20 protein-coding genes are annotated in these 18,181 nt (G+C 66.7%); 8 read left to right on the top strand and 12 right to left on the bottom strand.

Features of this window, described 5'->3' with window-relative positions; translation table 11 throughout:
- The first annotated feature begins 115 nt into the window (after nucleotides 1-115).
- Genes mobA through glp form a run of 3 tightly spaced genes read left to right on the top strand, consistent with a single transcriptional unit; the run spans nucleotide 116 to nucleotide 2,584 of the window.
- The gene (gene mobA / locus F462_RS08825; protein ID WP_038053374.1) at nucleotides 116-724 is read left to right on the top strand and encodes a molybdenum cofactor guanylyltransferase MobA; all 609 of its coding nucleotides are present in this window, start codon (nucleotides 116-118) and stop codon (nucleotides 722-724) included.
- A 46-nt stretch (nucleotides 725-770) separates the two neighbouring features.
- The gene (gene mobB, locus F462_RS08820; protein WP_038053368.1) at nucleotides 771-1,313 is read left to right on the top strand and encodes a molybdopterin-guanine dinucleotide biosynthesis protein B; all 543 of its coding nucleotides are present in this window, start codon (nucleotides 771-773) and stop codon (nucleotides 1,311-1,313) included.
- A gap of 14 nt (nucleotides 1,314-1,327) precedes the next feature.
- On the top strand, nucleotides 1,328-2,584 hold the full coding sequence (gene glp, locus F462_RS08815; RefSeq protein WP_038053365.1) for a molybdopterin molybdotransferase MoeA: 1,257 nt from the start codon (nucleotides 1,328-1,330) through the stop codon (nucleotides 2,582-2,584).
- Between the two features lie 12 nt (nucleotides 2,585-2,596).
- On the opposite strand, the gene F462_RS08810 is transcribed toward glp, so the two are convergent.
- Nucleotides 2,597-2,950, bottom strand: coding sequence for a PilZ domain-containing protein (locus F462_RS08810; RefSeq protein WP_038053362.1), 354 nt, complete (start codon nucleotides 2,948-2,950; stop codon nucleotides 2,597-2,599).
- A gap of 58 nt (nucleotides 2,951-3,008) precedes the next feature.
- Here F462_RS08810 and F462_RS08805 point away from each other — a divergent pair, with 58 nt between their 5' ends.
- Complete coding sequence (locus tag F462_RS08805) at nucleotides 3,009-3,548, top strand: RDD family protein (RefSeq protein WP_038053359.1); 540 nt, start codon at nucleotides 3,009-3,011, stop codon at nucleotides 3,546-3,548.
- 312 nt (nucleotides 3,549-3,860) lie between these two features.
- On the opposite strand, the gene F462_RS08800 is transcribed toward F462_RS08805, so the two are convergent.
- Genes F462_RS08800 through lptF form a run of 3 tightly spaced genes read right to left on the bottom strand, consistent with a single transcriptional unit; the run spans nucleotide 3,861 to nucleotide 6,687 of the window.
- On the bottom strand, nucleotides 3,861-4,505 hold the full coding sequence (locus tag F462_RS08800; RefSeq protein WP_038053355.1) for a GDSL-type esterase/lipase family protein: 645 nt from the start codon (nucleotides 4,503-4,505) through the stop codon (nucleotides 3,861-3,863).
- Nucleotides 4,502-5,575 carry an LPS export ABC transporter permease LptG gene (gene lptG / locus F462_RS08795; RefSeq protein WP_038053352.1) on the bottom strand — a complete coding sequence of 358 codons (1,074 nt, stop codon included), beginning with the start codon at nucleotides 5,573-5,575 and terminating at the stop codon, nucleotides 4,502-4,504. Before lptG ends, F462_RS08800 begins: the two co-directional genes overlap by 4 nt.
- Nucleotides 5,572-6,687 carry an LPS export ABC transporter permease LptF gene (lptF, locus tag F462_RS08790; protein ID WP_038053349.1) on the bottom strand — a complete coding sequence of 372 codons (1,116 nt, stop codon included), beginning with the start codon at nucleotides 6,685-6,687 and terminating at the stop codon, nucleotides 5,572-5,574. The genes lptG and lptF overlap by 4 nt, the downstream gene beginning before the upstream one ends.
- An 88-nt stretch (nucleotides 6,688-6,775) precedes the next feature.
- Between lptF and F462_RS08785 the strand changes: the two genes are divergently transcribed.
- Entirely contained in the window at nucleotides 6,776-8,254 is a 1,479-nt protein-coding gene (locus F462_RS08785; protein WP_038053346.1) for a leucyl aminopeptidase, read from the top strand.
- 16 nt (nucleotides 8,255-8,270) lie between these two features.
- Nucleotides 8,271-8,693, top strand: a complete 423-nt coding sequence (locus F462_RS08780) for a DNA polymerase III subunit chi (RefSeq protein ID WP_018140401.1) — start codon at nucleotides 8,271-8,273, stop codon at nucleotides 8,691-8,693.
- 51 nt (nucleotides 8,694-8,744) lie between these two features.
- On the opposite strand, the gene F462_RS08775 is transcribed toward F462_RS08780, so the two are convergent.
- From F462_RS08775 to leuS, 8 genes are all read right to left on the bottom strand, one after another.
- Nucleotides 8,745-9,338 (bottom strand): Maf family protein, encoded by a 594-nt coding sequence (locus tag F462_RS08775; RefSeq protein WP_038053344.1) that lies wholly within the window; start codon nucleotides 9,336-9,338, stop codon nucleotides 8,745-8,747.
- A complete protein-coding gene (gene rlmH, locus F462_RS08770; RefSeq protein WP_038053342.1) occupies nucleotides 9,335-9,805 on the bottom strand; it encodes a 23S rRNA (pseudouridine(1915)-N(3))-methyltransferase RlmH in 471 nt (156 codons plus the stop codon). Before rlmH ends, F462_RS08775 begins: the two co-directional genes overlap by 4 nt.
- Nucleotides 9,806-9,821: 16 nt before the next feature.
- Nucleotides 9,822-10,214: a ribosome silencing factor gene (gene rsfS / locus F462_RS08765; RefSeq protein ID WP_038054924.1), complete on the bottom strand. Its 393-nt coding sequence runs from the start codon at nucleotides 10,212-10,214 to the stop codon at nucleotides 9,822-9,824.
- A gap of 8 nt (nucleotides 10,215-10,222) precedes the next feature.
- Nucleotides 10,223-10,873: a nicotinate-nucleotide adenylyltransferase gene (gene nadD / locus F462_RS08760; RefSeq protein ID WP_038053340.1), complete on the bottom strand. Its 651-nt coding sequence runs from the start codon at nucleotides 10,871-10,873 to the stop codon at nucleotides 10,223-10,225.
- A 69-nt stretch (nucleotides 10,874-10,942) separates the two neighbouring features.
- A complete protein-coding gene (locus F462_RS08755; protein WP_038053337.1) occupies nucleotides 10,943-12,244 on the bottom strand; it encodes a glutamate-5-semialdehyde dehydrogenase in 1,302 nt (433 codons plus the stop codon).
- 9 nt (nucleotides 12,245-12,253) lie between these two features.
- The gene (gene holA / locus F462_RS08750) at nucleotides 12,254-13,285 is read right to left on the bottom strand and encodes a DNA polymerase III subunit delta (protein WP_038053334.1); all 1,032 of its coding nucleotides are present in this window, start codon (nucleotides 13,283-13,285) and stop codon (nucleotides 12,254-12,256) included.
- Nucleotides 13,285-13,824, bottom strand: coding sequence for an LPS-assembly lipoprotein LptE (gene lptE, locus F462_RS08745; protein ID WP_038053330.1), 540 nt, complete (start codon nucleotides 13,822-13,824; stop codon nucleotides 13,285-13,287). Before lptE ends, holA begins: the two co-directional genes overlap by 1 nt.
- On the bottom strand, nucleotides 13,821-16,412 hold the full coding sequence (gene leuS, locus F462_RS08740) for a leucine--tRNA ligase (protein WP_038053327.1): 2,592 nt from the start codon (nucleotides 16,410-16,412) through the stop codon (nucleotides 13,821-13,823). The genes lptE and leuS overlap by 4 nt, the downstream gene beginning before the upstream one ends.
- 239 nt (nucleotides 16,413-16,651) lie before the next feature.
- Here leuS and F462_RS08735 point away from each other — a divergent pair, with 239 nt between their 5' ends.
- Together F462_RS08735 and F462_RS08730 are read left to right on the top strand one after the other, a co-directional pair.
- The gene (locus F462_RS08735) at nucleotides 16,652-17,506 is read left to right on the top strand and encodes a DUF2189 domain-containing protein (RefSeq protein WP_038053323.1); all 855 of its coding nucleotides are present in this window, start codon (nucleotides 16,652-16,654) and stop codon (nucleotides 17,504-17,506) included.
- A gap of 120 nt (nucleotides 17,507-17,626) precedes the next feature.
- Nucleotides 17,627-18,178, top strand: coding sequence for a zinc ribbon-containing protein (locus F462_RS08730; RefSeq protein WP_018140411.1), 552 nt, complete (start codon nucleotides 17,627-17,629; stop codon nucleotides 18,176-18,178).
- The last annotated feature ends 3 nt before the right edge of the window (nucleotides 18,179-18,181 follow it).

The raw sequence follows: 18,181 nt of genomic DNA, 5'->3' as shown, positions 1-18,181 counted from the left end.
GCATCCTCTCCCGTCAGGGTGGATTCGTCGTACACTGCGTGCGCACACGCGATGAGCGTTCTATACCGACCACGATAAACCAAAGGCCAGCCCGGCGCCGAAGCCCGCAAACCGCATGTCCGCGCAGCCCATGAAGACCCCGCTCGCATCCGTAACCGCTGTCATCCTGGCGGGCGGCCAGGGCCGCCGCATGGGTGGCTGCAACAAGGGTTGGGTCGACTATCGCGGTCGCCCGCTAGTCGCACATGCGATCGAGCGCCTCCAGCCTCAGGCCGAACAGCTGGTCATCAGCACTAATACCAATATCGACCGCTATCGGGCGCTGGGGTTTCCCGCGCTGACCGACTCCCACCCCGACTACCGCGGCCCGATGGCGGGAATTGCTGCGGCCTTTGCCTCCTGCCCCGGGCAAACGCTCCTGTGCGCACCGGTGGATGCCCCCGAGCTTCCCCTTGATCTGGGCCAGCGACTGCACCATGCGCTGGAAGCGAACCCGGTTCCCGCCGCCATCGCCCACGACGGTGAACGTCTACAGCCCCTGTTTGCCCTGCTGCGCCCCACCCTGGCCGAACGCCTGCAAGATGATCTCGCTCAGGGCTCGCTCGCGGTCGGGCGCTGGTTCCGCGATATCGGCGCGCTGACCGTCGACTTTTCCGATCAACCGCAGGCGTTCGCCAACATCAACACGCCGGATGATCTCGACACCGCGAGACCAAAACCATGATCGCTATACTGCGGGCCATCCAATGCACCATGCCGGTAGGACATCCATGATCGACGTATCCAGCCCTGCAGATCTGCCCCGCATCGGCTTCGCCGCCTGGAGCGGCAGTGGCAAGACCACCCTGCTCAAGGGCGTAATACCGGCCCTGCGAGCGCGCGGCCTGCGCCCGGCGATAATCAAGCACGCCCATCACGAATTCGACGTCGACAAGCCAGGCAAGGACAGCTTTGAGCTGCGTCATGCCGGGGCCGACCAGATGCTGGTGGCCTCCGGCCGACGCTATGCCCTGATGGTCGAGACCCCGGAGACCGACGACGGCCGGGTGCCGGACCTCGACATGCTGTGTTCACGACTGGATCCACAGCGCTCGGATCTGATCCTGGTCGAGGGCTTCAAGCAATGGGAGCTGCCCAAGATCGAGGTGCATCGCCCATCGCTGGGTAAGACCCCGCTTTATCGCGAGATCGACGGCGTGATCGCGGTGGCCACTGACGCCGCGACCCTGGACTTCGACGGCCCGTTGCTGCCAATCAATGACCCGGATGCCATAGCGGCCTTTATCATTGACTATCTGAACATCCACCCCTGAAGCGGAGACACCCGATGCCTAAGGCTGCCCCCGGCTGCGACGAGTTCGACCCCAACGCCAAGACCCTGGAACAGGCGCGCGCCGCGATTCTCGAGGCCTGCCAGGCGATCACGCAGAAGGAGCAGATCCCTCTGGAGGAAGCCGTCGGGCGAACCTTGGCCCAGCCGATTCACGCACGCATCGATGTGCCCCCGGCGGCGGTCTCGGCCATGGACGGCTATGCGCTGCAGGCCGCCGACGCGACCGAAGGTGCCACGCTCACCATGGTAGGGACATCCGCCGCCGGACACCCCTGGGACGCCACCCTTAAGGCCGGACAGTGCGTACGCATCCTGACCGGCGCGGTGGTCCCGGCCGGGGCCGAAGTGGTGATCATGCAGGAACAGGTCGAGCGCGATGGCAACTCCATCACCCTGCAAAATGGCGGCCTGTCCGCAGGCCACAACATCCGCAACGCGGGGAGCGATACCGCCTCCGGAAGCCCGCTGTACGCCATCGGCCAGCCTATCGGCGCGGCCGAGATCGGGGTCCTGGCGAGCCAGGGGATCGCCCGCGTCAGCGTGCTGCGTCGACCCCGCGTTGCGTTCTTCTCCACCGGGGACGAACTGATCCCGATCGATCAGCCCCTGGGCCCGGGCCATATCCACGACAGCAACCGCCACACCCTGCGTGCCCTGTTGCAGAGTTATCCAGTGGAGGCCCTGGACTACGGTGTGATCCGGGATACCGATGCGGCCGTGTGCGAAGCCCTGACGCGGGCCGGCGCCGAGGCCGACCTGATCATCACGACGGGCGGCGTGTCGGTCGGCGACGCCGACCATGTCACCCGTGTGCTGGAGTCCTCGGGGCAGGTGAACTTCTGGAAGCTGGCGATCAAGCCGGGGCGGCCTCTGGCCTTTGGCCACTTCGGGCAGGCCCATTTCTTTGGGCTGCCGGGCAACCCGGTCGCCGTAATCACCACCTTTGGCCTGCTGGTACGCCCGGCGCTCCAGCAGCTGGCCGGGCGTGACGCGACTGCCCCACAGACCCTGAACGCCCGCCTGCTGGAAGACCTGCAGAAGACACCCGGCCGCGCGGATTTTCAGCGCGCCATACTGGAAACGGATGACCGTGGCTGGGTGGTGCGCACATCGGGGGGCCAGAACTCGCACCAGCTGCGCGCGATGAGCGAGGCCAACGCCTACGTGGTGCTGCCACGCGAATCGACCGGGGCACGAGCGGGGGACTGGGTGGAGGTCCTGCCGTTTCGGGAGATCTTCCCGGAGGTGTGACGCGCTCCGGGGTCAGCGTGCCTCGATCAGCGCAGCGAATTCCCGTTCCAGTAAGGCCTCGTCGCCCAGATTGAGCTCGACCAGGCGGCGCAAATGCGAGGCGGACTCCAGCGGCATGGCCTCAATCTCCACGCCCAGCCAAAGCCCCTCGTGCCAGCACACACGGCCCTCGAAGATAATACGGGCCTCCTCGCTGAGCGGGACGTCGACGCTGACCTGGTCACCGTCGGTCATGGCCGGGAGATGCGCGCCCTCCAGCAATACCCCCTTCAGCGAGATATCCTCAACGCGAACCGAACACCCCCCGCCATCGGTCAGCAAGGTAGCCGGAAATTCCAGGGGGATACGTTGAAAGCGTCGCTCCATGCAGCAAGACTACGCCCACTCCGCGCCTGCGGCCAAATCGAGAACCCTCGGAAACCCCATGACCGATACCGCCGCCTCCTCCGTCGACGGCCAGCCGACCAGCCTGCTCCGCCGCCTGGCCGCCATCATCTACGACGCCCTTCTCCTGATCGCAATATGGATGGTCCTCGGGCTTCTGGTGGTCATCGTCGGCAATACCACCGGGCTGTACTCGCCACGGGCGCACTTCGTACTTAATTTAATCGTGGCTTGGGGCTTCTTTTACTGGTTCTGGACCCGCACCGGACAGACGCTCGGCATGCAAGCCTGGAACATCCAGCTACGCACAGAGGCCGGCCACGCCGTCAACGCCTGGCAGGCGACCCTGCGCTACCTGGTCGCGGTCGCCCAGTGGCTAGTGATCCTGATGGCCATCTGGGTGGTACGCGAATATGGCGCGGTGGCCATCATCCTGGTCACCGCCGCGGCGCTTTTCACGCTCGGCCTGTCACAGTTCCACCCGCGGCGCTGGATGCTGCACGATTGGCTCTCCAGCACCGAACTCGTCCGCATCAAGGGCCTCGCCAAACCCCGCTGGAAACAAAACCAAAAGACCTGACCTCTACTGCCTGCCTGTTTGTTTCACCACGAAGCACACGAAGGCACGAAGAAGGGCAAGGTCAAGAACGATTGGACCACAGAGGACACGGAGAAAACCGGTGTTTGTTTGGCAGCAGGCAGTGTGCCGACGTGCGCAACGGATCGCATCAAGCCTGCGGACCGACTACCCCCGGTAAATTTTGCATGTCCCCCGTCCCGACGACGTTCGACCCGAAAGCCTTTCGGTTTTCTCCGCGCCCTCTGTGTTCTCCGTGCTGAACCCGCTCTTTGCCCTTCTTGGTGCCTTCGTGTGCTTCGTGGTGCACAAAAATCAAGGCGCGAGCCAGAAACCGAGGTCGTCCAGGGCCTCGGCGATCTCGGTGGCGATGCGGCGGTAGCCGCGGGCGTTGGGATGGACCGGGTCCGCCCGCAGCTCGCTCGCGGACAGCACCCCCGAGAGCACGCCCTCGATCAGGGGCACCTGTTCCTCGCGCGCCAGTTCGCGGTAGATCGGGTCGTCCCGCAGGCGTCCGGTGGCGGCCCCCAGGGCCGAGGCCCGCGGCACCCCCAACAGCACCGGCTGGGCGCTGTGCTCGCGCGCCATCTCCACCAGCGCGCGCAGGTCTTCCTTCACCACGGCGGGGTCGCGCTGGCGCAGGAAGTCGTTGCCACCCAGCCAGATCAGCACCAGGTCGGGCTCGTGTGTGCGCAGGCTCGGGGGGAGACGCTTGCGTGCGCTGCTGGCGCGATCGCCGGGTACCCCGTCGTTGATGATCGTCCAGCCAGTGATCGCCGCCAGGCGCGTCGGGTAGTCCTCGCCCGCGCCCGCCCCGGTCCCGTGGGTCACGCTGTCGCCAAAGGCGAGCACCGTGGCCTGGCGCGGGAGGGGATCGAAGCCGTCCGGCCCGGCGCCGCCACAGCCCGCCAGCATGGCCATCAGCCCCAGCAGGAACCCCGTGCGCAGCCAGGCCATCATGTCTGCCGCCCCATGCGCTGGAGGGCATACAACGCCAGGATCAGGAACAACACCAAGGGCAAGCTGGCCGCCATCACTGGCGGCAGGTTGTAAACCAGGCCCAGATGAGTCATCGCGCGCATCACGATCACGAACGACACGCCAATGGCGATCCCGATGAACAAACGTTTCCCGGCCCCACCCTCGCGCTGCGAGCCGAACAGGAACGGGATCGCCAGCAGCAGCATCACGAAGGTGCTCGCCGGCAGGGTCAGACGCTGCCAGAAGGCGACCTCGTAGGGCGCCGAGTCCAGGCGATTCTCCTGCAGATAAGCGACATAGCGAGCGAGATCATGGGCCGCCATCTGACTTGGTTCCACCACCAGCACATCGAAATACTCCGGCGCGATCAAGCGCTCGATGGTCTCCTCCTCCACGCGTTCGGGCTCAACGCGATCCAGCGACAGCCGCGACCGTTCCACCCCCTGCAAGCGCCAGGCACCGTCTACATACTGGGCACTCTCCGCGCGCGTGATCTCTCGCGGCTCGCGGTGTTGGTCCAGCTCGATGATGCGAACACCAAGCAGTTGGTTACCCGGCAGCACGGCATCCGCCTGCACCATGCGCCGACCGTCGCGCGCCCACAGTCCGATCGAGCTCACGCTCAATTGCTCATCGAAAGCGGTGGCCTTCAGGTTTTGCGCACGGCTCTCGGCGGCAGGGGCAAAGAACTCGCCCACGACCACCATCACCACCACGACCACCAGGCCGGCCTGCATCACCCAGGCGATGAATCGGCCCAGGGTCGTACCCGCCGCGCGCATTGCGGTCAGCTCACTGTTGGCCGCCAGGTTACCCAGCCACAGTAGGCCTCCCAGCAGGGCCGCCGAGGGCAACATGTCATACATCCGCCGCGGCAGGGTGAGGGCCACATAGAGCAAGGCCTCACGCAAACCGTAGTCACCGCGACCGGTATCACGCAGCTCGTCGATCAAGGCGAATACCGCATCCAGCGCCACCAGCAACATCACGGCCAGCGCAGTCCCGATCAGCACCTGGCGCATCACGTAGCGCCCCAGCACCGTCGTCACGACGTCACCTCTTCGCGGTCCAATCTACGGGCGCCCCGGCCAAGGCCCAGCAACCCCTTGCGCCAGGCCAGCAAGAGCCACAGAACCAGCATCAGCCCGTGCGTCCACCATAGCCCCAGGGCCAGGGGTGTGCGCCCGTCGGCCAGCTGCCCCTGCCCCAGGATCAGGAAGTTCGCGTACAGCACGTAGACCCCGATCGCCGCCGGGATACGAGCATAGCGTCCCGAGCGGGGCGGCACCTGAGCCAGAGGCAAGGCAATCAAAGTCAACACCAGGATGGAAAGTGGCATGGCGAGGCGCCACTCCAACTCCGCGCGGGCTCGGGAGTCATCACGCCGGTCCCACAACTCACGGTTGGACATGGCGTCAAAACCCCGGCTTCCCGCCCCCGCATCCGGTTCCGTAATCTGGGTGCGCAGGCGTTCGAACTCGAGCATGCGGAAACTGCCCTCGCCCGGCACACCGACGTGGCGATAGCCGTTTTCGAGGACCAAGAAGCCGCTGCCTTCGGCGCTGGGGTCCGGAATCGCCCGTTCGGCCACCGTCACCTGCGCCTCGCCGTCCACCTCGCGGTAAATGAACACCTCCAGCAGGGCCTCGCGGTCCTCGCTCAGGCGTTCGGCAAAGAAGACCTGCTCCCCCACCCGTGAGCGCAAAAACCGCCCCGGTGTAATCCCGACCAGATCCGAACGTTGTTCGGCGAGATCGCGCATCGAGTCGATCTGGGCCTCGGTACGCGGCACCACCAGTGTCATCAGTGCCAGCAGCAGGAGGGAGGCGGGCGCAGCGACCCAGAACAGCGCACGATAAAGCGCGGCGAAGGACATGCCGCTGGCCTGAAGCGCCACCAGTTCGCTGTCACGTTGCAACCGACCCAGCACCAGCATAAAGGCCAGGAAGAGCGCCACCGGCCACAGAAACACGATCCCCTTGAACGCACCAAAGGCAACCATGCCGGGCAGAAAATCCACCGGGATGCTGCCTTCGGCGACGTCGCTCAGGACCCGCGCCAACACGCCGCCAACGATCACCAGCAACAGCACGATGGTGACCGCGGTCTGCGTGACCAACAGTTCGCGGGCAATAAAACGCTCGGTGCGGCGCAGGATCATGCGCGTATTACCCCGCCGCCCTTACGGCGCGTGGTCGGGCGCGGCTTGGCGCTGGTACCATGATCGAACTCATTTTTGGGAGGCATTCATGCAATTCTCCGTCACTACCTCGACCCTCGACAAACCCCGCGCCGGGATCCGCGCCGCCGGGATCGCCCACAAGCGCAAGCCGGCCGCGGGCGCCGCGGCCTTGGATGTCGCGCGCGACGGCGAAATCACCGCCCTGTTGAAGGCCGGCGAGATGGACGGCGACGCCGGCAGTCGGCTGCTGCTCCCCGGCAGTGGAAGCAAGGGTAGCGCACTCCTGATCGGCCTGGGGGCGAAGAAGGACTTCGACGCCCGCGCCGCGCGCAAGGCGGCGCAGGCCCTGGCCGCCGCACTGGTCGAGCGCCCGGCCACCAGCGCGGCGATCGCAGTCGCGGACTTCCAGCCGCGCGGCAAGGACATCGCCTGGGTGGTGCACACCCTGGTCGCGGCGATCTCGGATGCCGCCTACCGCTTCACCCCGTTCAAGGGCAAGGAGAAGGCCACCCCGGTGAAGCTGGAAAAGATCCAGCTCAGTGTGGAGCGCAAGGACGCCGAAGCGGCGAAGAAAGCCTGCGGCGAGGCTGTGGCCATCGCCACCGGCGTGAACCGCGCGAAGGACCTGGGCAACACCCCGCCGAATGTCTGCTACCCGGAGAGCCTGGCGGATACCGCCCGCGAGATGGCGAAACAGTACAAGTCGCTGAAGGCCACGGTGCTGGATGAAAAGGACCTGGAAAAAATCGGCGCCGGTGCCATCCTGGCCGTTGGCAAGGGCTCCGAGCGCCCGCCGCGGCTGATCGCCATGGAATACAACGGCGGCAAGAAGGGTGACGCGCCGGTGGTGCTGGTCGGCAAGGGCATCACCTTCGACACCGGCGGCATCTCGCTCAAGCCCGGCGCCGAGATGGACGAGATGAAGTACGACATGTGCGGCGCGGCCAGCGTGTTCGGCGTGATCGAGGCCTGCTGCGAACTGGGCCTGCCGATCAACGTGGTCGGCGTGGTCACCAGCGCGGAGAACATGCCCGATGGTCGCGCGACCCGTCCAGGCGACATCATCACCACCCTGTCCGGGCAGACCGTAGAGGTCCTCAATACGGACGCCGAGGGCCGCCTGGTGCTCGCCGATGCCCTGACCTGGGCCGAACGCTTCAAGCCGAAAGCGGTGATCGACATAGCCACCCTGACCGGGGCCTGCATCATTGCCCTGGGCCACCAGGGCGCAGCGATCCTCGGCAACAACGAGCGCCTGACGAAGAACCTGCTGGCCGCCGGAGAGGAGAGCGGCGATCGCGGCTGGCAACTCCCGCTGTGGCCGGAGTACCAGGAACAGCTGAAGAGCAATTTCGCCGACATGGCCAATATCGGCGGGCGCCCGGCCGGCACCATCACCGCCGCCTGCTTCCTGTCGCGCTACACCGAGGACTACACCTGGGCGCATGTCGACATCGCCGGCGTGGCCTGGAAGAGCGGCAAGGAGAAAGGCGCGACCGGCCGCCCGGTACCGATGCTGATGCGCTACCTGCTCGACCAGGCCTGATCCGGGTCGGGCGCGGATGACCCACGTCAGCTTCTACCTGCTGCAGGACCCGGCTCCGGAGGCACGCCTGCGCTTCACCTGCCGCCTGGCGAAGAAGGCCAGCGGCCAGGGCCATCGCGTGCATATCCACACCGGCTCGCCGGAGCTGACCCGCACGCTGGACGAGTGGCTGTGGACCTTCGAGGACACCGCCTTTTTGCCGCACAGCACCGACGTGCGCGATGCGGACGTCGCGGTCTCCCTGCACGAGGCCCATGCCCCGTCGGATCGCTGCGACGTACTGATCAATCTCGCCGCCGAGGTCCCGGAGTACTGCGGGCGCTTCGAGCGGGTCGCCGACATCGTCGGCGGCGACGAGACGGGCCGCGAGGCCGGGCGCACCCGTTACCGTTTCTTCAAGGAACGCGGCTACCCGCTGGAGCACCACAACATTCCGTAAAGGCCCGGGTTCGGCCAGAGTCTCGATTCAACCAGGGTCTCGGGGCACGAATCAGACGCGCGGTGGCGGGTCGGGGATCTCCTGCAGCCAGGCCTCCAGCTCGAACAGCGGTAGCCCGACCACGTTGGTATAGGAGCCCTCGATCCATTCGACAAAGGCCGCACCACGGCCCTGGATGGCGTAGGCCCCGGCCTTGCCACGCGGCTCGCCGGTGGCCCAGTAGGCCGCGATATGGCCTTCGGTCAGGTCACGCATGCGCACCCGGGTCGTCACGTGGCGGGCGCGCATCGGCTCGCCCGGGCGCCACAAGGCCATGCCGGAGACCACCCGGTGCTCGCCGCCCGAGAGGCGCCGGAGCATTGCCGCGGCCTCGGCGAAATCTGCCGGCTTGCCCAGCGCGTCGCCGTCGGCAGCAACCACGGTGTCGGCCGCCAGCGCCCACTGTCCCGCCGCCAGGCACTCCCGGGCCGCATCGGCCTTGGCAATCGCCAGGCGCTCGACCAGCGCCTCCGGCGTTTCGCCCGGCTGCGGGGTCTCGTCCACGTCCATCGGGGCCACCTCGAATGCAAGCTGGATCTGTTCCAGCAGTTCGCGGCGGCGCGGAGAGGCGGAGGCCAGCAGCAGCGGATGCGCCACGGACGTCACGCGCGATGGTAAGGGTGGTTGTTCAGCAGCGACCAGGCGCGGTAGATCTGCTCGGCAACCAGCACCCGCACCAGCATGTGCGGGAAGGTCAGCGGCGACAGCGACCACGCCCATTCAGCGCGAGCGCGTACGGCATCATCCAGTCCGGCGGCACCCCCGATTACCAGCGCCACGTCACGACCATCCTGCTGCCAGGCTTCCAGGCGTTTGGCCACGCCCCGGGTGTCCACGCCCTTGCCGCGTTCGTCGAGCAGAATCACGCGGGCGCCCTCGGGGATCGCCTTCAGCAGGATCTCGCCCTCGCGGCGCAACAGCGTGGTGGTATCCATCGACTTCGCGCCGGAGGGCCCGGAGAGGGCCTGCAGGTTCAGCTCCAGCTCGCGCGGCAGGCGCCCGGCGTATTCAGCGAACCCGGCCGCCAGCCAGTCGGGCATGCGCTTGCCGATCGCGATCAGGTCCAGGCGCATGGCAACGCGCCCCCGCTCAGCCGCGCAGCCGGCGGACGCGCTCCAGACTCGGGTCCTCGGGCGCGGCCTTTTCGGTGTCCGCGGCCTCCTCTGCCAGCCAGAGCTTTTCCAGGTTATAGAAGTCGCGGGTCTCCGGGAGCATCACGTGAACGATCACGTCGTTCAGGTCCACCAGGACCCATTCCTGGCCTTCCTGACCCTCAATCCCCAACGGCTGGATACCGGACTGTTTGGCCTCGGCGGCCACCAGCTCGGCAGTGGATTGCACGTGACGCCCGGAGGTCCCGGAGGCGATCACCATGAAATCGGCCAGCGTGGTCTTGCCGCGCACATCGATCGTGCGGATGTTTTGCGCCTTGCGGTCTTCCAGAGCCGTGGTCACCAGCTCCAGGAGTTGTTCGCTATTCATTGTGTTGGTCATGTCCCGTGATTGCGGTTCGACCCGGCCCGGTACAGGCCGCGGTCCTGGATGTAACGATTGACGCTCCCCGGGAGCAGGAAGCGCGGGCTGCGCCCGGCCTGCAGTTCGTCCCGGATCGCGGTGGCGGAGATGTCGAGTTGGGTCACCGGCTGGAAGTACACCAGCCCCCCGGGGGCCTTGCACAACGCCTTTGCATCGTGGGTCGCAGCATTCCCCAGCCAGCCCCCCAGGTCATGGGAGGCCGGGCTCCCGGGGCGGTGCGAGACCACGATGTGCGCGAGGTCGAAGATCTGCTGCCAGCGGTTCCACGACGACAGGCCAGCAAAGGCATCCATGCCCATGATGAGCACCAATGGCGCATCCCTCCCTAGCTCCTCGCGGAAGCTGAGCAAGGTGTCCACCGTGTAGGACGGTCCCTGGCGATCCAGCTCGCGACGATCGGCGACAAAGCCGGGTACGTCGGCGATCGCCCGCTCCACCATCGCCAGGCGGTCGTCGCTGCCGGTGCCCGGGCTCGCGCGATGCGGCGGCACATGACAGGGGATGAAGTGCACCCGCTCCAGGCCCAGGTGCTGCTGGATCTCCAGGGCCGGGCGCAGGTGGCCGAAGTGGATCGGGTCGAAGGTGCCGCCGAGAATCCCGATCACACCGGGACTGCCTCAGGGAGACGCTGACTCCATCGCGCGCAGCAGATCATCCCCAAACCCGGTAGGCCCCTAGCGACGCACATGACCATCGCCGAACACCACGTACTTGAGTGTGGTCAACCCATGCAGGCCCACTGGGCCCCGGGCGTGCAGCTTGTCGGTGGAGATGCCGATCTCCGCGCCGAGGCCATATTCGAAGCCATCGGCGAAGCGGGTGGAGGCGTTCACCATCACCGAACTGGAATCCACAGCGCGCAGGAAGCGCCGGGCGCGCGTATAGTCCTCGGTCACGATGCTGTCGGTGTGGTGAGAGCCATAGGTGTTGATATGATCGATCGCCATGTCCAGGTCGTCGACGACACGGATCGCGAGGATCGGCCCCAGGTACTCCGCCACCCAGTCCTCCTCCGTGGCCTCGGCGATGTCCGACCCGCTGTGGGATAGGATCGCACGCGTTCGGGCACAGCCGCGCAGGCTGACCTGGTGTTCGCCCAGGGCCACAGCCAGGCGCGGCAAAAAGGCCTCGGCCTGGTCCGCGTGCACCAGCAACGTCTCCATGGTGTTACAGGTGCCATAGCGCTGGGTCTTGGCGTTCACCGCGACGGCCAGGGCCTTGTCGGCGTCCGCGCCCCCGTCCACATAGACATGGCAGACGCCGTCCAGGTGTTTAATGACCGGGATCTGCGACTCGTTGCTAACCCGTTCGGTCAGGCCCTTGCCGCCACGCGGCACAATGACATCCACGTACTGCGGCATGCGCAGCAACGCACCCACCGCGGCACGGTCGGTGGTCGCTACCACCTGCACCGCCTCGCGCGGCAGGCCGGCCTGCTCCAGCCCGGCCTGGATGATCGCGGCCAACGCCTGGTTGGAGTGCATCGCCTCCGAGCCACCGCGCAGGATCGCGGCGTTACCGGACTTCAGACACAGCGCGGCCGCGTCGATGGTCACATTCGGGCGCGATTCGTAGATGATCCCGATCACGCCCAGCGGCACGCGCATCTGGCCAACCTGAATGCCGCTCGGCTGATAGGCCATGTCGGAGATCGTGCCCACCGGGTCGGGCAACCCGGCTACCTGACGGCAGCCCTCGATCATGCTGTCGATGCGTGCATCAGTGAGCGCCAGTCGATCCAGCATCGCGGCGTCCAGACCACGCTCGCGTCCGGCATCCAGATCGCGGCTGTTGGCGGCCGCCAGCTCGGCACGGCGTGCCGCAATGCCCTCGGCAATCGCGTGCAGCGCCGCATTCTTCGCGCCCGGCTCGGCCTCGGCCATGCGCCGGGAGGCCACGCGCGCGGCACGCCCCAGGCCTTCGACCTGGGCAATCACGGCATCGGCGCTATCGGTCGGATGTACAGCAGCGTTCATGCAGTCCACTCATTGTAGATTCAGGGCAGGGTCCGCCACGGTCAGCGGACGCCCCGCCATACGGGCCACCAAGTCTAGCAACCCCTGCCGGGCGTTGCCGTTTTCCTGACCCTTGATGATCCGGTCAACCCGCGCGGCCTCGGCCAGCAGACCTCGCGCCATCTTCAAGTCCAGACGTGACATCGCCTGGCGCAAGGCCTTTTGGCCGTCGCCGAAAATGCCCTGAAAGGCCTCGCGGTCGGGGGCACCGACGGCCTTGCGTTCCATCGCCTGCACCAGCAGCCGGCACTCGCGTGCCAGGGCCCACAGGATCAGCGGCTCCGCCTGCCCCTCGTCCAGCAGCCCCTCCAGCATGCGGAGCGCGTGATGAACATCGCCGCGCAATGCAGTCGGGGCCAGGCCGAACAATTCGAAACGGGCACTGTCGGTGGTGGCCTCCGCCAGCACGGTCTCGTCGATCTCGGTGACACCGGCCAGGGCCAGTTTCTCGATCTCCTGGCGCGCCGCCAGCAGGTTGCCCTCGACCCGGGCCACCAGCAGGGCCAGCGCCGGGTCGGTAATGCGCAGGCCGTTTTTCTGCAATCGCGCGCGAACCCAGCCGCCCAGTAGCGCCGGCGGGACCGGGCGTGCGTGGATCACCACCGCACGCCCTTCTATGGCCTTGAACCAGGCAGCCCGGCGCATGTCCCGATCCGGTCGCGGCAGCTGAAGCATCATCACCAGGTCCGCCTGCGGGTCGCCAGCGTAGGCCTTCAGGTGATCGCCGCCGGTCTTGCCCGGCTTGCCGGTGGCCAGGCGCAGATCCAGCACGCTGCGCTCGGCGAACAGCGAACGGTCACGGATCGCGGCCTCGAAGGGCCCCCAGTCCGACTGTGCGGTCAGGTCCAGCACCGTACGCTCTAGAAAGCCCTGTTCGCGCGCGGCCGCTCGGATTGCATCGGCCGCCTCGATCGCCTGCAGCGGTTCCTCGGCAAGCAGCAAGTAGATCGGCGCGAGCCCGCGCGTCAGGTCCTGCTCCAGGCGGGCGATATCCAGCGCCATTACGGGGCCGCGTCCTCCACGCTCGGTTGCAGGGTGCCGTCCGCGTCGAGCAATGCGGCAACCCGTCGCTGCAACTGGGCGACGATGTCACGGTTCATCGCGTCGCGCAGGGTCTCCTCGCGCTCGCTGCGGCTAAGCACCGCGCTGCCATCGAACAGGTAGATGCGCGATGCACGCAACGGACCCAGATCCACCGCCTCCCCATCCAACGGACGCAGGCGGACGTCCACCGTGCGAGTCAGTTCGTATTCCGACACCCGTGCGGCGTCGGTCACCGACAGGGTGCGCCGTTGGTCATCCACTGAGCGGATCTCCAGGATCGCGCCCTGGCCCTCGGGGCGTTGACTCACCACCTCCACCCCGGAAGAACCCAGCGTCACAGCCAACTCCCGGTACAGCGAATCGCGGGTATTGATCCCGGTAATCTGGACCGGATCCATTCCCTCCGGCCACTCCCCGCTGCCACGCAACTGGAAACCGCATGCCGCCAGCGCGGCCACCAGCACCAGCACCAGTCCTGAGCGCAGCAGGCCGGTCATTGTGGCTTCACCACGAAGTTAACCAGACGCCCGGGAACCACGATCACCTTGATCACGTTCTGCCCCTCGATATGGCGCTGGACGTTTTCGTCGTTGCGCGCCGTGATCTCGATGGCCTCCTTGTCGGCGCCGGATGCGACCGCGATCTCGGCGCGGCGCTTGCCGTTGACCTGCACCGCCAAGGTCTCCTGCGCAGCTTGGCGCGCGGCCTCGTCGACCGATGGCCAGTGCGTGCCGGCTATCAGTTCGTCATGACCCAGAACCTGCCACAACGTCTCGGTGACATGCGGGATGATCGGCGCCAGCATGCGCACGATGCCCTCCAGGGCCTCCTGGCGCACGGCCGCGGCCAGAGCAGCATCCTTCGGGAATCGGCCGAGGTCGTTCAGCAGCTCCATGTTCGCGGCCACGGCCGTGTTGAAGGTCTGGCGGCGGCCGATGTCGTCGGTCACCTTGGCGATGGTGTCGTGCAGCTTGCGCCGCAGCTCGCGCCCGGCGTCGTCCAGTGCGCCCACGTCCAGCGCAGCCGGGGCATCGCCGTTCACGTGCTCGTGCACCGCGCGCCACAGGCGCTTGATGAAACGGTGGGCGCCCTCCACCCCGGAGTCAGACCACTCCAGCGACAGATCCGGCGGGGCCGCGAACATGGTGAACAGCCGCGCGGTATCGGCACCGAAGCGCTCGATCAGGGCCTGCGGGTCCACGCCGTTGTTCTTCGACTTGGACATCTTCTCCATGCCGCCCACGACGACCGGCTGGCCGTCCTCGCGGTGACGCGCGGTCTTCACCGAGCCGTCCTCCGCGCGCTCCAGCTCGACATCGGCCGGGTTGATCCAGTCCTTCCCGCCGTCACCGCGTTCGCGGTAGAAGGTCGGCGCGATCACCATGCCCTGGGTCAGCAGCCGGGTGAATGGCTCGTCGGAGGCCACCAGGCCCTCGTCGCGCAGCAGCTTGTGGAAGAAGCGCGCATACAGCAGGTGCAGTACCGCGTGCTCGATGCCGCCCACGTACTGATCCACCGGCAGCCAGTGGTCGGCGCGCGCATCCAGCATCGCGTCGTCGTTGTCGGCACAGGCATAGCGGGCGAAGTACCAGGATGACTCGAAGAAAGTGTCGAAGGTATCGGTCTCGCGCCGCGCCGGCTTGCCGCATTCCGGGCAAGTGGCTTCAAAGAACTCGGGCATGCGCGCCAGCGGCGAGCCGGCGCCGTCCGGGATCACGTCCTCTGGCAGGCGCACCGGCAGGTCCGCCTCCGGCACCGGCACCGCGCCGCAGTCGTCGCAGTGAATCACCGGGATCGGGCAGCCCCAGTAGCGCTGGCGCGAGATGCCCCAGTCGCGCAGGCGATAGTTACGCCGGCGCCGGCCCAGCCCGGCCTGCTCCAGGTGTTCGGCGATCGCGGCCTTGGCCGCCTCGGAGGCCTGCCCGCCGAAGTCGCCGGAGTTCACCAACACGCCGGGATCGGTAAAGGCCGCGGCCTGCACGTCGCACTCGGCGCCGTCGGCGGGGGCGATCACCTGCCGGACCGGCAGACCGTATTTTGTCGCGAACTCGTGGTCGCGTTCGTCGTGTGCCGGCACCGCCATCACTGCGCCGGTGCCGTATTCCATCAGCACGAAGTTGGCGACCCAGACCGGGACCTCCGCTCCGGTCAGCGGGTGGCGGGCGGTAAAGCCCAGCGACCTGCCCTTCTTCTCCATGGTCGCCAGATCGGCCTCGGCCACCCTGCCCTGCGCGCAGTCGGCGACGAACGCGGCCAGTTCGGCGTCATGTTCCGCCAGCGCCTGCACCCGCGGGTGCTCCGGGGCCAGCGCCATGTAGGAGACGCCGAACAGAGTGTCCGGGCGCGTGGTGTAGACGGTCAGCGGCTCGCCGCCATCCACCGCGAATTCCAGCTCCACGCCCTCGGAACGCCCGATCCAGTTGCGCTGCATGGTGCGCACCTGATCCGGCCAGCCGTCCAGCCCGTCCAGGGCCTCCAGCAGCTCGTCGGCGTAGTCGGTGATGCGCAGGAACCACTGCGGCATCTCGCGGCGCTCGACCAGCGCGCCGGAGCGCCAGCCACGGCCCTCGATCACCTGCTCGTTGGCGAGCACGGTCTGGTCCACCGGGTCCCAGTTCACGGTCGCCTTCTTGCGGTAGACCAGGCCCTTCTTCAGCAGGCGCACGAACAGCCACTGTTCCCAGCGGTAGTAGTCGGCATCGCAGGTCGCGAACTCGCGCGACCAGTCATAGGCAAAGCCCAGGCGCTTGAGCTGGGTGCGCATCTGCTCGATGTTCTGGCGCGTCCACGCGGCCGGTGGCACGTGGTTTTGCATCGCCGCGTTCTCCGCGGGCAGACCGAAGGCATCCCAGCCCATTGGCTGCAGCACGCTCCTGCCCTGCATGCGCTGGAAGCGCGCGATGACGTCACCGATGGTGTAGTTGCGCACATGCCCCATGTGCAGCTTGCCCGAGGGGTAGGGGAACATGGACAGGCAGTAGAACGGCTCGCCGGGGGCGTCCTCGCGCGCGCGAAAGGAGTCGGCGGCCTCCCAGCGCTGCTGAACCTCCGCCTCGACCTGTTCCGGGGAATAATGCTCCTGCATGCGCCTCACCTGTTCCTTGCCACTGCGACGGAAGAACCGCGCAGAATACCAGTCGCCCCCACCCCCTCCAAGCAAGACATGCCACTGGACATCGCCGGGGCGGCACGGATGCGGACAAGCATTCGTCCCGGCCTTCATGAGAACTGGATCACAACAGGGGCTGAACAATTTTTGTTCGTAGCGGCCCAAGTAACTGAACACACGAGGTACGTTCAGAACGTCATCCAAGGAGGCAGGAAGTGAGCCACGAGAAGGACGAGATCCCCGTTGTCCAACGCGCTTACCCCGAAGACCTGGGCGAAGTCGCCCCCGAACACACCCCCGAGACCGATTCCCCCGCCATCCGCACGGTACACCCCGAAGACCTGGGTACCTGGCTAGGCAAGGGCTGGCGCGACCTGTGGCAGATGCCAGTCGCACTGGTGCATGGCTTGGTTATCGCCCTGACGACACTGATCCTGCTGGGCCTCAGTTGGCAACAACCGTGGATGGCGTTCTCCTTCCTGGCCGGCATCCTGCTGTTGGGGCCTGTGCTTGCCGTAGGCGTAAACTATCTGGCCCTGCAAAACGAACGCGGCGAGCCTGGGGGCGCCGGCCTTGGCTGGTTGGGCGCCCTGGGCGGCTCGGTCTGGGCCTTTGCCGTGCTGCTGGCGTTCCTGTTCGTGATCTGGGCCAGCTTTGTGTGGATGTGGATTGCCGTCCTCAACATCGGCGAACTCGCCGTCATGGGACAACTGCACCACCTGCTGGGCGCGATGCTCAGTAGCGGCAGCGGCATCATCTCCCTGGTGGGCGTTGTGGTCGCGGCGATCGCATTCGGCCTGCTGGTGTTCGCCCTCAGTCTGGCAACGGTCCCGGCACTACTCGATCACCGTCTGCGCGATGATGCGCCGCAGAAAAGCCTGGTGGAATCGATTGGCGTCAGCCTGAAGGCCTTCAGCCACAACCCGGGCACTCTGATCCTGTGGGGCCTGATCATCACCGCCTTGTTCATGGTGTCGGTGGCGACGGCGCTACTGGCCCTGGTCGTCATCTTCCCCTGGCTTGGCTTTGCCATGTGGCACGGCTACCGGGATCTGGTCGCGGCCAACTGATCCTTCCGCGCCACTGGCCCCGCGCCCACACCCGAAGTCCGAGCACGCCGGGTGCGGGCGCTCGTGCTAACGTAAAACTCCAGCCACGTAACACCGCGACCTAAAGGACAGGAGAGGTTAATGAGCGAGGAATCCAAGGACCAGCCCCAGGATCAGGAGCGCGAATCGCGCCTGAGCGAGGCCTATCATCGCATGCTCCACGAGGTCACCGACGACCTGGAAAAGCTCGAAGACAAGACCAGCAAGGCGATCACCGAAGCGCTGGAGAACGCCCGCGACCGCGTACAAAAAGCCAGTGACCTGACCCGCGAAGAAGCCCATGAAGTCATGGACTATCTGCGCCGTGATCTGCAGGACCTGGGTGCCTACCTCGACAGCCGCAGTGCCGACTGGCGTGGCTGGCTACAGATTGACCTCGGCCTGATCGAAGCCGGCATCAAAAGCGCTCTGGAACGCATCGCGGACCGCACCCGGATCGAGATCACCGAGCTCACCGCACGCGCCCAGGTCATGGGCGAGTGGCATACGGGCGAGATCACCGGGCCCGGCGAACTGCTGTGCAAGAAATGCGAACACCCGTTACACATGACCCGGGTGGGGCGCATCCCGCCCTGCTCCAACTGCCACAACACCACGTTCCGCCGCGGCCCTGGGGGAACCCAGGCCGAATAGGCA

The sequence above is a fragment of the Thioalkalivibrio sp. ALJ1 genome, from assembly GCF_000745395.1.
GTDB lineage: Bacteria > Pseudomonadota > Gammaproteobacteria > Ectothiorhodospirales > Ectothiorhodospiraceae > Thioalkalivibrio.
This window is presented reverse-complemented; position numbering and strand designations above follow the sequence as displayed.